The organism is Candidatus Nebulibacter yamunensis (assembly GCF_024208055.1).
Taxonomy (GTDB): Bacteria; Pseudomonadota; Gammaproteobacteria; order Francisellales; family Francisellaceae; genus Caedibacter; species Caedibacter lacustris.
The window spans coordinates 35164-48263 of the sequence record NZ_JAMBMW010000004.1 but is presented as its reverse complement, the minus strand read 5'-3'; the positions used below and the strand labels follow the sequence as shown (position 1 = coordinate 48263).

Genomic DNA, 13100 nt, shown 5'->3' with positions numbered 1-13100 from the left:
CCCTAAGCAAATAGGAGGTATAAAGGTGCCAGCACCGACAGTTTCAGGTATTCATAGAGGTTATATTATTCCAATTGGTGGTCGAGAAGATAAATTTACTTCTTCTAAAGTGCTGACAAGGTTTATTGAGTTAAGTGGTGGTGAAGATGCGTATATTGTGATTATCCCAACAGCATCTAAGTTACTAGATACTGGGAGTGAATACGTTAAAATTTTTAATAACCTTGGGGTTAAAAATGCAATCAGTTTAGAAATTCAAAATCGTGCAGATACTGATAAAGAAGCGTATTTGGCTCATTTTGAAAAAGCAACAGGCATTTTTATGACAGGTGGTAATCAGCTCTTGTTATCTACGATTTTGGGTGGGACTAAAGTGGCGCAATTGATTCGTCGATGTAATGCCAAAGGAGTTCATGTTGCAGGCACCTCAGCAGGAGCGGCGTTTATTTCTGAGCATATGATTGTAGGAGGGGCAAATGGATTTATGCCACGTTATAATATGGTTAATATGGCACCAGGGCTAGGATTGACCAATAAGATTTTAGTAGATCAACACTTCTCACAACGTGATCGGTTAGGGCGTTTATTAACAGCGCTTTCCTATAATCCATTTGTGACCGGTGTTGGCATCGATGAGGATACAGGTGCGTTTTTGGCACATGATGGTGTGATTGAAGTTGTTGGTAGTGGGGCATTGACCATTATTGATATGTCCCATATTGAACACTCTTCTATGCCAGATGCACGTGATAATGATCCAATTAGTTTAGTTGGCATCCGCATGCACTTACTATTAGAAGGCAGTAAGTATGATGCCAACGTACATGAAGTAAGGGTGATATGATGCAAAGAATCATTATTCATGGAGGCTGTGGCGCAAGAGAAGATTACAACACAAGGTTTCAAGATTACCACAATCATTTATTAACAATTATCAAACAAGCCTATTCATTTTTACAAAAAAGTGATGATGCATTAAAAACTGCGGTATTTACAGCAAAGTGTTTAGAAGATGTTCCCATTTTCAATGCAGGAACTGGTTCAAGGTTACAGCAAGATGGTCAAGTGCGCATGTCAGCTTCGATTATGGATAGCTGCTTAGGCAAATTTGCAGCAGTCATCAATATTCAAGATATTCAATATCCAAGTGAAGTAGCAGCATCACTTTTGACTCATCAGCATAGTATTCTAGCAGCAAATGAAGCAACATATTATGCACGCCATCGTTTAAAAATGCCCAAGTATAATCCAATTACTGAGCATCGTTACCAAGAATATCTTGAGCTTAAAAAAGGATTAACTGGCACGATTGGTGTGGTGGTGCTTGATCATTCGAATAATATTGTTGCCTTAACTTCCACAGGAGGGGCTGGTTTTGAAGTTCCAGGGCGTGTTGGTGATAGCCCAACGATAGCAGGTAATTATGCTTCAAAAATAATGGGCATATCTTGTACAGGGATTGGTGAGCAAATCATCAATGAAGCGGTTGCTGCTAAAGTACATACCCGTGTAAGAGATGGGATGAGCTTGCAACAGGCAGTCGATAAAAGCATTAAGGAAAGTGATGCACTTGATGATTATGTTGGATTAATTGCACTGGATAATAAAGGGAATTTTGCAACAGGCTCAACTTCAGTTGCACAAACGCTGTACGCCTATCATGATAGTAGGTGTGCTTGTACTTTTTATCAATAGGGGACAAGACGTTAGCTTTCACTTTTTTTGTATTAAACAATAATAAAATCCATCTCCCGCTCGTGTTTTTGGGAAGAGTTGATAACCATGTTGTTGCTTTGCCTTAAAATTTAAAATTGGAATATCTAATATATAGGCATCTAAATGATTTTGTAAAAAGCTATTGATTTGTTTATCATTTTCTTCAGGTAAAATAGAGCAGGTTGCATAAAGCATAAGCCCATTGGGTTTTAAGTATTGCCATAGGTTATTTAAAATCGCTTTTTGTGTTTCAACGATGCTTTTGACTTCTTCTGGTGTACGTAAAACCTTAATATCAGGATGGCGACGAATAACACCTGTGGCACTGCATGGTGCGTCAATAAGTATCTTATCAAATTGCGAGTTTTGAGGGAGGGCTTGTGTTGCATTATGTAGTAGAAAGGTGATATTTAACTTCAGCTGTTGCAAGCGTTTAATATTTTCTTTTATACGTGGAAAGCGCTTTTGATTATTATCCATAATGGTCAGTTGGATATCTGGACAATATTCAAGTAGATGAGTGCTTTTCCCGCCAGGAGCTGCACAAGCATCCAATACTTTTTCATTTGGTTTGGGTTGTAGGATATGTGCGGCATATTGTGCTGATAAATCTTGAACGGTATAAAACCCTTCATCAAATAACGGTAATTCGTCTATATTACAGGCTTGTTGTAGATAAATACAATAAGGTAGATCGGTGATATGATATTCAATGCCTTGTTGTTTCAATGTGGTTAATAATTCTGTTTGGTTTTTTTGTTGATTTAGACGTAAAAACATAGGTGCTTGCTTATTACTCTCGTCAATAAGACATTTTATATCATAAGGGTAGTGTTTTTTAAGTTTCCCATATAACCAATCAGGGATCTCAGGAAAACCTATCATAGGTGGTAGAACTGTTGAATCAAGTGCAACCTTACGTAAAAGAGCATTGATAAAGCCTTTAGCGTTTTCAAGATTTAATTCTTGGCAAGCCTCAACCGTCTCATGAATAAGTGCATGTTTGGCTTTATTCATAAACAAAAGTTGATATAAGCCGACCATGCTAATTAAGCGTATTTTAGCTTTTGTTTTACTTTTTGCTAATCGATCAACACAAGCATCTAGGTAAAAGAAATGACGAAAAACGCCATAGCATAAAACATAAACTAAGCGTGTATTTTGTCGGTCTAGATTGTAAGCTTTAAGCAGTTGATCAAGATGAATAAGTGATTCTTTATGTTGTACGATTTGGTGAATAATATGACAGGCAATAGCACGCGGATTGTTAAGGGCTAACATATGAGTGAATGTCTTTAGGCTTCGCTATTAGCAGGCATTAAATGTGGCGCTAAGAATTTTGTCAATTTGGAGACAATTCGTGGATTTCCTGCAATTAAGCGACCATCATCTAAGAAGTTTACCCCACCATCTAAACCACAAAGCATTCCACCTGCTTCTTTGATAATTAAAGCTGCACCTGCTGTATCCCAGATCTTGGCATCACGTGAAGTCCAAACGGCATCTAAGTAGCCAGCTGCAACATAGCACATATCAAGGGCAAGAGAGCCAGAATAACGAAGTCCTGAAATTTCTTTATGTAAATCTAATACTGCCTCAGGATAGCTAGGTGCGAACACTTTTTTACTAAACTTCAATGCACCTGAGAACAAGCAACCAGTGAAGTCTTTACGATTAGCAACTCGGATACGCTGACCGTTTAATTGTGCGCCAGAGCCTTTTGTTGCAGTAAACAGTTGATCCAAATAAGGATTGTAAACAACTGCAAGCTCAGTTTTGCCACGAAACTGCATGGCGATTGATACGCAATGGTGTGGGATCCGATGTATAAAGTTGTTGGTGCCATCAATTGGGTCAATAATCCACGTGTGATCGCTGTTTTTTTTCCCAAATTCTCCTGATTCTTCAGTAATGTAATATTGATCAGGAAAAGCTCTTTGCAAAATATCAACAATGGCTTTTTCTACTTCAACGTCGACATTAGTAACATAGTTGTTATGTGATTTAGTTTGTATTTGAACATTTTGCATATTTTCACTGGCATTTAGAATCATGCGACCTGCTTTGCGCGCAGCTTTTACTGCAACATTCATCATTGGATGCATTGGCAATACCTTTTGGTTTTTTGCTCTCATAAAAAATTAGTTGTGTATAATAGCTTATTTATGAATAAGGTGATAGGTTCAATTTTAAAGATGTTGAATAAAATACGGATTGTATTAATTGAGACCTCACATACTGGCAATATTGGTAGTAGTGCGCGAGCAATGTTGAATATGCAAATTAATGAACTTTATTTAGTTAAGCCAAAATATTTGCCAGATGAACAGGCATTGGCAAGTGCAGCACACGCAATGGATGTGGTTAACAATGCCAAAATTGTATCAACACTTATCGAAGCATTAGATGGAGTGGATTTAGTAATTGGTACCAGTGCCAGGACAAGACGTATGGATCTGCCAATGTTAAGCGCACAAGATGCCAGCAAAGAAGCACTCAGCTATGCCAAAAAAGGATTAAATGTAGCAATTTTATTTGGGCGAGAACGCACAGGACTTTTTAATAATGAATTATTGATGTGTCATTTGCATGCCTATATTCCCAGTAATGAACACTATACTTCGCTTAACCTGGCTCAAGCAGTACAAATTATTTGTTATGAATTGCATAAACAGTTTAAAGAACAGGATGAGGCACAACTTTTACCAAAGCAAAGTCACATTCAAGATAAAGCTTCCATAAAAGACGTACAAGCATTTTATACCCAGTTGGAGCAAAAGCTGATTGAAGTGGGATTTTTAAATCCAGACAAACCAGGACAAGTTGTTGATAGGTTAAAGCGCTTATTTCAACGTGCGCAGTTAGAGTCACAAGAAATCAAAATATTACGTGGGTTCTTGAGTCAAATTAAAGGGGGAAAAAAATGATCATCGTTGGTGTGGATGAAGCAGGTCGAGGTCCATTAGTTGGTTCGGTGGTGGCAGCTGCTGTAATATTAGATGAAAAAAGACCTATTCTTGGTTTGACAGATTCTAAGCAATTAACAGAAAAAAAGCGTAAAGCTTTATATGAAGAAATCATGACAAATGCAAAAGCCTATGCTATTGCTGAGTGTACCGCCAGCGAGATAGATAAGCTTAATATCTTACAAGCAAGTTTATTGGCGATGCATCGTGCGGTAGCAAAAATCGAAACAGATTTTCATAGAGTACTAGTGGATGGCAATCATTTACCCATTTGGTCGTTTGAGTCAGAGGCGATTGTCAAAGGAGATAGTAAAATTCAAGCAATCAGTGCTGCATCAATTTTGGCTAAGGTTTATCGTGACCAACAAATGATTGCGCTTGATCAACATTATCCTATGTATCAATTTGCTAAGCATAAGGGATATCCAACCAAGTTACATATGGAAATGCTCCAAAAGTATGGTGTGCTTTCTGAACATCGTAAAAGCTTCTCTCCTGTAGCAAAGCTAATGATAGGTCAAAGTAATTGATCTATGATATGCATTACAGTTTACAGATATAAGTTAGGTGACCAGAGAATAGAGTATTAATCTACCTGCCAAAATGGAAATCGAAGTTTAATCAATTGATGCTTACGCTTTACCAACTTAATGATAAAGGACTAATGACAGATTTTATGTTTGATTGTTTAGATCAGTGGTTAATAGAAATCATGAGCGAAAAAGAATAAAAATCAGGACACTAAAAATGAGAATATGTTTTATTATGTACCCTTGGGAGCGTGTTGAGGCTCAAATGGATTCAACTTTACGCTTGATTCATGAGTGTGTCAAAAGAGGGCACATGGTTGCATTGACAACTCCAAATAACCTTACAATTCGTAATAGCGTTGCTCAAGCCTACGTTGACGTTTTTACTAAAGAAACAAAGGTAACTAATAATTTTGTTTCCTTTTATAAAAACGCCAAATTTAAGCGCTGCCAATTGCCATTGTCAGGGTTTGATATGATTTTTATGCGCGATAATCCACCGCTGGACACTTTGGCTTTAAACTTCTTAGATTCGGTAGACTCACATACTTTTATCATGAATAGCCTAAATGGCTTAAGGATTGCTAATAACAAGCTTTATACATCATCCTTCAACGATCACGAAAACCGTTTTATTCCAGTGACACACGCTTCAAAAAACCGTGAGTATTTACAGCGTGTTTTAGCAGAGTCTCCTGGAGATAGAATGATTTTAAAACCTCTAAATGGTTTTGGTGGTGAAGGTGTGATCATCGTTGAGAAAAAAGCAGCATCTAACTTTAGATCATTGTTAGATTTTTATATAGGGAATAAAAATTCAAAAGGCAATTACGTTATTTTGCAAGAGTATGTAGAAGGAGCAGATCAAGGTGATGTGCGTATTTTGATGTTAAATGGTGAACCAATTGGTGCGATGCGGCGTATTCCCGCAAAAGGTGATATTCGCTCTAATGTTCATGCAGGTGGCTATGTTAAAAAGCATGTGCTAAGCAAAGACGAAAAAACGTTATGCAAATTTATTGGTCCTAAGCTTGTGGAAGATGGCTTATATTTTGTTGGTATTGATGTCATCAATGGTAAGCTTATTGAAGTTAATGTTCAAAGCCCAGGTGGAATTTCAAGGATTAATACGTTAAACAAAGTAAAACTACAAGAAAAAGTGATCGATTTTATAGAAAATATTGTTATTACACGTAGAAACTTAATTGAGCATAAGAAATTATTAACTAAGGTAATCGATGATGCAAACTCTATCAACTAAAGAGATTGTGGCTAAAATCAAAGCGCATGAATGTTTTAAAGCAAAAGTTGATCATGGTGGGTTTAGTATTGCAATTTGCAATTATGTGCCATTCGTTGCCACCGCCATTCATGCAGGAGAGCATTTAGATAAAACTTTAGAACAGAATTGTGCATTATCTAAAGTCGAGCGCTACTACGAGGAAGACCCTTTTACAGAATTATTTTATTAGCGATTTACCCATTACATTGATTGGTCATGATTCTCGCTATGCTTATGATTTAAATCGTATCCCAGGGTCATGTATTTATGAGCGTGCTTGGGAAAAAGCTGTGTGGAAAAGACCATTAACAAACAAAGTGATCACTAAACTTCAAACACAACATCAAAGCTATTATCAAGTTTTAAATGCGCTTGTCGAAACCTTAGAACAGCAGTATAAAAAATGCTGTGTGTTTGATGTGCATAGCTACAATTATCAACGGATTTGTGACACGCTTTCGCCTGTATTTAATATTGGTACGCATTTTATTAATAAGGGTAAATGGCAAAAATGTTTAACTCAGTTTAATCAGCTGCTTATTTCAGAAATGAATATTCATAATATCGATGTTAATGTTGAGTGCGATTTAGTGTTTTATGGGCGTGGTTATCAAGCACAGTTTATTCGTGAACATTTTAGTGACACTTTACTGATTCCATTAGAGATTAAAAAAGTTTATATGGATGAGCTTACAGGTGAACCTTCCCCACTTATGATTGAGGCAATTGCTCAAGGTTTGCAAAGCGTTATTTATAGGTTTATAAGTACATTTAAGCAGGTAAAACTTAAAGCTAAAAGACAGCAAAGCATCGTCGATAAAACATTATTAGAGTTTGATCGCTGCTTGTTTCAGTTATCGCGTAAAATTGATATATTAAATTATGTCAATCCCATTAATTTTCATGCTGAAGAGAAGAAGTTTTTTCAAAAGCGTGGCAACTATGAACCTAAATTTCGTTATCGTCAACTTAAAATTAATCCGTTTGAATTTAGGGAAAAGCTTTATCATTTACCAATTAATCGAGTCAGCTCGCCTACATTAAGGCAGCTTTACACTGAAGTAATTGATGCGCTTGCGCTAGATATGGATCTATTAACGAGTATCAGTAAGGATGAGTTTTTTTATAACAGCCTGCGTATTTATGGCGAACCCAGCAATCGTGATATTGCCAATGCAACCTTCTTATTACATGCCCCTGATATAGAAGACAAAACGAAACAGCCAACGCTTGCAGGTGATTCCATCATTCAATTGTTTCAAGAAGTCATACATCAATATGGTATTGATTTTACGGTTAAATTAAGTGATCAAATGATTGCTAAGGCAATGGTGGATAATAATAAGCGTGAAGTGGTGATTAATAAAAATGCAAATTTTACTGACAAAGAGTTGTAAGCACTTATTCACCACGAAGTAGGAGTCCATGCCTTAACTACTATTAATTCTGAAGCTCAACCTTTATCATTGTTGCGCTTGGGTCTACCAAATAATACTCACACTCAGGAAGGCTTGGCAATATTCAGCGAGTACCTTTCTGGAAATTTAACCATTAAGCGTCTACATGAATTAGCATTACGGGTGATTGCTGTAGAACATATGATTAAGCATATGGAGTTTGCCAAGACTTATCATTACATGCGCTCTATCTGTGCTTTGGAAGCACATGCTTGTTTTTGCCTAGTAGCGCGAGTCTATCGAGGAGGGGGCTTTAGCAAAGACTTTTTGTATTTAAGTGGGTTACGCGAGGTCATTCAAGCTTATCATACAGTGGATATCAGTCTTTTATTTACGGGTAAAACTTCACTTAAGCATTTAGATAGCTTAAAGAAAATTCAACAAGAAGGTTATTTGATGAAGCCTAAGTTGATTCCACTTAGCTTTCAATCACCAATGATCAAAGAAGATGATGCTATTATTCGTTACTTAATGCAGTCGATTAAATAGTTGTCCCTGAAAAACAACACAAACAGTTTAATATTCCAACATAGATATTTTGTTTGAAGAAATGACATAATTACCAAAAACTTTCCTAAGCACCCTGCTTATATTTGTGACAAGCATTTTGTTCTTAGAGCGTTTGACGATAAGTCTTTTATTACATTATGAACATGGTGAAAATCGGTATAAATTGAAGCTTTGTTGTAAGAACTTTTAGTGCCCACAAATACAGATATAAATGCGTTGTCTAACATTTCAAAATCATTCATATCATTACCGAAACATACAGAACGAGAAACGTCAATATTGCACTCTTCTAAAGCGACCAGCTTGTTATTTTTAGTTGGGGTGATATCAAAAAAAACTCTCTTGAGTGTGATGATTTAAACTATACAATATATTCTGTTTATTTAGATATTTTATTAATTTGTTTTTAAACTTATTCTCTAAAATTAATAGCTTTGTTACCCCCTTACTTATCAATTTTTTCTCACTAAGTTCGTAATTACTTAATGACCTTATATAATCATGAAACATATGTTTTTTTTCTGATAAAGAAAAGAACCAATCACTATCAAGGACATAGGGCATATCATTGTTCTTAATAAACTCTATTACCCTTATTATCTGTTCTTTCTTAAAATAACGAGTTTTACCAAAACTACCATCTTTATAATGAATTCCGCCATTGCAGCCGATCAGCAAACTTTTATGTAATGAGCTATCAATTAAAGGCAACATATCCCGAATCGGTCTGGCAGATGCAAAAATGACATTTCTTGTTTTTGATAATTCCAATATCGCTTTTTCGATATTAGGATCAATATATCTTCCGTTGTTACATATTGTGCCATCAATATCAAACACAAAATTCATATCTTTATCCTATCATAAATTTTTTAATTTTCTGATAACCAATATTTTCTTCAAATTCTATATCCAACATAGACTTTCCCGTCAAAGCCTTATTATTTTTTATAAAGTCAATAAAATTTTCACCCAACTTATTTGTTATTTTTGAGCCTGGGCAAAAATAATTATCAACTCCAAATGAGAAGTGTTTTACTTTTAAATTATCTGTATTGGCAAAGTTCACGTTAATGAAGCAAGATGTTTACTTATCTTTGGCAGTTTGGACAATAAAAAGTTGTACGTTGAGCCAGTGTTATTGCTTTAATTGCAGTGTGGCAAATTACACAAGGTTTGTCTTTTTGACCATAGACTTTTAGTTTTTGTGCAAAATAGCCAGGTTTGCCTGTTGCATTTTTATAATCCTTTAAGGTTGTACCACCTTGAGTGATCGCATCCGCCAAGGTGGTTTTTATTGCATTAATCAATTGATGGTGCTCTTTTATTGTCAGTATATTACTGGCTTTTTGAGGATGAAGCTGTGCTAAGAATAAGCTTTCACAGGCGTAAATATTACCAATACCAACCACGATTTTATTATCCATAATTGAAGATTTTATCGGTTGTTTGCGCGATTTTAATGCGTTGACAAGATACTTTGGAGTAAATACATCACTCAGTGGTTCTAAGCCATAATGATTAAAACATCTATGCTGAAGTGGATCATCGCTTGTGATATGCCAATAACCAAATCTCCTAGGGTCGTGATAAAAAAGGGTAGTATTATCGTTAAGTTTCAGCACGATATGGTTATGTTTTTGAAGCTTATAGCAATCTGTATCAACAATTTGCAATGAGCCAGACATCCCCAGATGAATAATAAGCGTATAATTAGCTAACTTGACAATTAAATGCTTACCACGGCGCTCAAAGTTAAGAATCACTTGACCTTTTAGCTTTTGACAGAGTGTAGGATCAAGTGGATAACGCAACTTTTGACAATAGATACCAGCCTCAACAATGGTTTTATTGATGCAGTATTGGTTTAAGCCATTTTTGATGGTTTCAACTTCGGGTAGCTCTGGCATAATGAAATATTTAAAGTAAATAAAAATAAATGCTAATGGCTTTTTCGCTAAATGGAAAGGATGATCAAAGTCAAAAAAGCTGTAAAGTGGTTTGTGATGAGTATACAATAAGCACGCAATTTTTTGTAAAAAGATAAAAATCAATATGCAGTTAACTGAAATTACCTTAGTAAAGAAGATCAAAAACTATCATGTACGTAGCATTTTTTACAGCAATGAGATTGAGCATTTAGATCAATCAAAATTAAATGCCCAAGGCTGTAGTTTAGTGCAATGTAAACAAAGACTTGCCTTATACAGTAAGCATCAATTGATGGCAGTGAGAGTGTCAGCGTTAAGTATAGAAGAGATTGTAATACACGGATTAGAAAAAGTTATTATTGAATTTCTCGAGCATCTATATCAAGAGAAAGAAGTGTTTAAATTTGTCCAATGCCAAGAAGCTTTTCGCTTATGTCACGGCGATCATGATGGTTTACCTGGTATTACGATTGACTGCTATGGTGCAGTCAACGTTGTGCAGTCTAGCGCTGCAAGTGCAGATTTATTAATGCCTTTTGTTATTAAAGCACTTAGTCAGTTAATGCCAGCAGTTGCTGTTTTTGAGCGCAGCACTGGTCAAGTACGTGAGCAAGAAGGTTTGCAAAGTATTGTACAATGGCAGTATTTACAAGCTGAATCAATACAAACAACTAAACTTGCTGGTAATAACTTGAGCTTTGATTTAGTGCATGGACAGAAAACGGGTCTATTTATCGACCAAAGATGTAACTTAATTGCTTTTCAAGACTATCTCACCGAGCAGCTGTCATCAATGCTAGATGTTTGTTGCTATATGGGTGCATGGAGTGTTACAGCTTCACAACAGTTAAAAGTTTTTACCTTGATTGATCAAAGCGAAAAAGCACTTAATATGGCAAAACACAACATTGAGCAAGCAGCAAGTGGTAAAGTCATTACTTTATTGCATGGTGATATGTTTGAAGCACTTAAATCATTGACTACCATGAATAGGTACTATGATGTTGTGGTTGCTGACCCGCCTGCTTTTGCTAAATCTAAAAAGCATTTAGCAGAGGCGATACGTGCATATCAGCGACTGTATCGGTTGAGCTTAGCATGTCTCAATAAAGGGGGGTTGTTTATCGCGTGTAGTTGTAGTCGCCACTTAACAGAAGAGCTATTTTTTGAAATCATTCAGTCGTTAGGTGTTAATATGATTTTACTCCATAAGGGCTACTCATCCCCTTGTCATACTCAGTCAGTGCAAGTCGACTACCATGATTATTTAAAGTGTTATATTTTTAAATTGCGATAGAAGTTCAATTGAGTGCGGCTTAGGCATGTCAAGCGCTGATCAAAAGGATAATTGTTAATAACGCTTAATCTAGCGTTAACAAGGCTTGTATTGTGATGTCTTTGAGCTGATTGAGCGTTTTAAGATCCGTATTTAAAGGCGGTAACCAATAAATCGTATTGCCCAATGGTCGAAGAAATGCTCCTAATTGCACAGCCTTTTGGTAGACTTGATAACCTTGGCGTGGATGAGATGGGTTTTTAATATCAGCAGCAACCACTGCACCTAAATGGCGAATGTTGTGCAAAGCTTGAGTTTTATCGGCCACTTCATATAAGTTACGAGCAAGTGTAGGTGCAAGTGTATGATTAACGTAATCTAAAATCTGTTCATTCTCAAATGTTTCTAAGGTTGCTAAGGCAACTGCACAAGCAAGCGTATTTCCACTATGGGTATGTGAGTGCATAAAAGCTTTTTGAGTTTTATAATCATCATAAAATAATGCATAAATAAAATCATGAGTTAGACAAACACTTAATGGTAGCATGCCAGAAGTGAGTCCTTTGGATAAGCAAATAAAATCAGCTGTTATATTGGCATATTGACATGCTAACATTTTGCCTGTGCGACCGATGCCAGTCATGATTTCATCAGCAATAAGATAAACGTCATTTTCTTTGCACCACTGTGAGAGGTAAGATAAATAATCTTTGCTATAGATGAGCATTCCACCTGCGCCTTGAATTAAAGGTTCAATAATGATGGCATTAAGCTTATCTTTAATCATTTCTAGTTGTGTCTGTGTTTGAAACCAGTGTTCTTTAGCATCATGCCAAAGTATGTCTTTTTTACCACTAACGTAGGGTATAGCAGTTAAAAAAGTGCAATCAAATAATAAACTTTGGTATGGTTTTTTATATAAACCTGAGTCACTGACGCTTAACGTTGCACAAGTTTCACCGTGATAACTATTCCGCAACGCAGCAAATTGAGTCTTCTTTGTTTGACCACGTATTATTCTGGCATGAATACTCATTTTAAGAGCTATTTCCACTGCACAAGAACCATCACTGGCAAACAAGACTTTATCAGTTCGAGTAAGTGTGCAAAGCTTTTTTGTAAATTTTTCAATAGTTGGATTGGTGGTATTAGCTAGAATGGTATGCTCAAGTAAGTTCAATTGAGTGATTAAAGCTGCCTGGAGTTGTGGATGATTGTGTCCTAAAGACTTACACCACCAGCTGGAAATAGCATCGATAATTGCTTTATTATTGTGATAAACAAAGTTTCCTTTTGCTTGGGTAATATTAAGTGGGTTAAAGCTTTCATAGTCCTTCATTTGGGAGCAAGGGTGCCATAGATGAGTTGAGTACATTTGTAAACTTCTTTAAAAATAAAAGTTGACTGAGTTGAAAAGTATACGTAGATTGTT

Annotated in this window: 14 protein-coding genes and 1 pseudogene; 8 read left to right on the top strand and 7 right to left on the bottom strand. The window is 36.1% G+C overall.

All coding sequences use genetic code 11. The features are described from left to right. Window positions 1–25 precede the first annotated feature (25 nt). Together M1V25_RS03045 and M1V25_RS03040 are read left to right on the top strand one after the other, a co-directional pair. Window positions 26–844 (top strand): cyanophycinase, encoded by an 819-nt coding sequence (locus M1V25_RS03045; protein WP_498842393.1) that lies wholly within the window; start codon window positions 26–28, stop codon window positions 842–844. Continuing rightward, window positions 844–1695 (top strand): isoaspartyl peptidase/L-asparaginase, encoded by an 852-nt coding sequence (locus M1V25_RS03040; RefSeq protein ID WP_116963957.1) that lies wholly within the window; start codon window positions 844–846, stop codon window positions 1693–1695. Before M1V25_RS03045 ends, M1V25_RS03040 begins: the two co-directional genes overlap by 1 nt. A gap of 18 nt (window positions 1696–1713) precedes the next feature. Here M1V25_RS03040 and rsmB read toward each other — a convergent pair whose 3' ends face one another. Together rsmB and M1V25_RS03030 are read right to left on the bottom strand one after the other, a co-directional pair. Further along, window positions 1714–2997: a 16S rRNA (cytosine(967)-C(5))-methyltransferase RsmB gene (gene rsmB / locus M1V25_RS03035; protein ID WP_116963956.1), complete on the bottom strand. Its 1284-nt coding sequence runs from the start codon at window positions 2995–2997 to the stop codon at window positions 1714–1716. Window positions 2998–3011: 14 nt separating this feature from the next. Next, the gene (locus tag M1V25_RS03030) at window positions 3012–3851 is read right to left on the bottom strand and encodes an inositol monophosphatase family protein (protein WP_116963955.1); all 840 of its coding nucleotides are present in this window, start codon (window positions 3849–3851) and stop codon (window positions 3012–3014) included. A gap of 51 nt (window positions 3852–3902) precedes the next feature. On the opposite strand from M1V25_RS03030, the gene M1V25_RS03025 reads away from it, so the two are divergent. The 5 genes and pseudogenes from M1V25_RS03025 to M1V25_RS03005 all read left to right on the top strand — a co-directional run bounded on the left by M1V25_RS03025 (window position 3903) and on the right by M1V25_RS03005 (window position 8440). Next, the gene (locus tag M1V25_RS03025) at window positions 3903–4643 is read left to right on the top strand and encodes an RNA methyltransferase (RefSeq protein ID WP_204723368.1); all 741 of its coding nucleotides are present in this window, start codon (window positions 3903–3905) and stop codon (window positions 4641–4643) included. After that, on the top strand, window positions 4640–5212 hold the full coding sequence (gene rnhB / locus M1V25_RS03020; RefSeq protein WP_116963953.1) for a ribonuclease HII: 573 nt from the start codon (window positions 4640–4642) through the stop codon (window positions 5210–5212). Before M1V25_RS03025 ends, rnhB begins: the two co-directional genes overlap by 4 nt. Before the next feature lie 217 nt (window positions 5213–5429). Beyond that, window positions 5430–6473 (top strand): glutathione synthase, encoded by a 1044-nt coding sequence (gene gshB, locus M1V25_RS03015; RefSeq protein WP_116963952.1) that lies wholly within the window; start codon window positions 5430–5432, stop codon window positions 6471–6473. Next, window positions 6451–6684: a hypothetical protein gene (locus M1V25_RS03010; protein WP_498842392.1), complete on the top strand. Its 234-nt coding sequence runs from the start codon at window positions 6451–6453 to the stop codon at window positions 6682–6684. Before gshB ends, M1V25_RS03010 begins: the two co-directional genes overlap by 23 nt. Continuing rightward, window positions 6623–8440, top strand: a pseudogene (locus M1V25_RS03005) (flavohemoglobin expression-modulating QEGLA motif protein). The gene M1V25_RS03010 and the pseudogene M1V25_RS03005 overlap by 62 nt, the downstream one beginning before the upstream one ends. A gap of 98 nt (window positions 8441–8538) precedes the next feature. Here M1V25_RS03005 and M1V25_RS03000 read toward each other — a convergent pair. Genes M1V25_RS03000 through mutM form a run of 4 tightly spaced genes read right to left on the bottom strand, consistent with a single transcriptional unit; the run spans window position 8539 to window position 10371 of the window. Further along, window positions 8539–8763: an HAD hydrolase family protein gene (locus M1V25_RS03000; protein WP_498842447.1), complete on the bottom strand. Its 225-nt coding sequence runs from the start codon at window positions 8761–8763 to the stop codon at window positions 8539–8541. A gap of 25 nt (window positions 8764–8788) precedes the next feature. Further along, window positions 8789–9310 (bottom strand): HAD-IIB family hydrolase, encoded by a 522-nt coding sequence (locus tag M1V25_RS02995; protein WP_498842391.1) that lies wholly within the window; start codon window positions 9308–9310, stop codon window positions 8789–8791. Between the two features lie 4 nt (window positions 9311–9314). Then, window positions 9315–9530, bottom strand: a complete 216-nt coding sequence (locus M1V25_RS02990; RefSeq protein WP_116963949.1) for a hypothetical protein — start codon at window positions 9528–9530, stop codon at window positions 9315–9317. A 22-nt stretch (window positions 9531–9552) separates the two neighbouring features. Next, on the bottom strand, window positions 9553–10371 hold the full coding sequence (gene mutM, locus M1V25_RS02985; protein ID WP_116963988.1) for a bifunctional DNA-formamidopyrimidine glycosylase/DNA-(apurinic or apyrimidinic site) lyase: 819 nt from the start codon (window positions 10369–10371) through the stop codon (window positions 9553–9555). A gap of 145 nt (window positions 10372–10516) precedes the next feature. On the opposite strand from mutM, the gene M1V25_RS02980 reads away from it, so the two are divergent. Then, window positions 10517–11689 (top strand): class I SAM-dependent rRNA methyltransferase, encoded by a 1173-nt coding sequence (locus M1V25_RS02980; protein ID WP_116963948.1) that lies wholly within the window; start codon window positions 10517–10519, stop codon window positions 11687–11689. 64 nt (window positions 11690–11753) lie between these two features. On the opposite strand, the gene bioA is transcribed toward M1V25_RS02980, so the two are convergent. Further along, the gene (gene bioA / locus M1V25_RS02975) at window positions 11754–13043 is read right to left on the bottom strand and encodes an adenosylmethionine--8-amino-7-oxononanoate transaminase (protein WP_498842390.1); all 1290 of its coding nucleotides are present in this window, start codon (window positions 13041–13043) and stop codon (window positions 11754–11756) included. Window positions 13044–13100 lie beyond the last annotated feature (57 nt).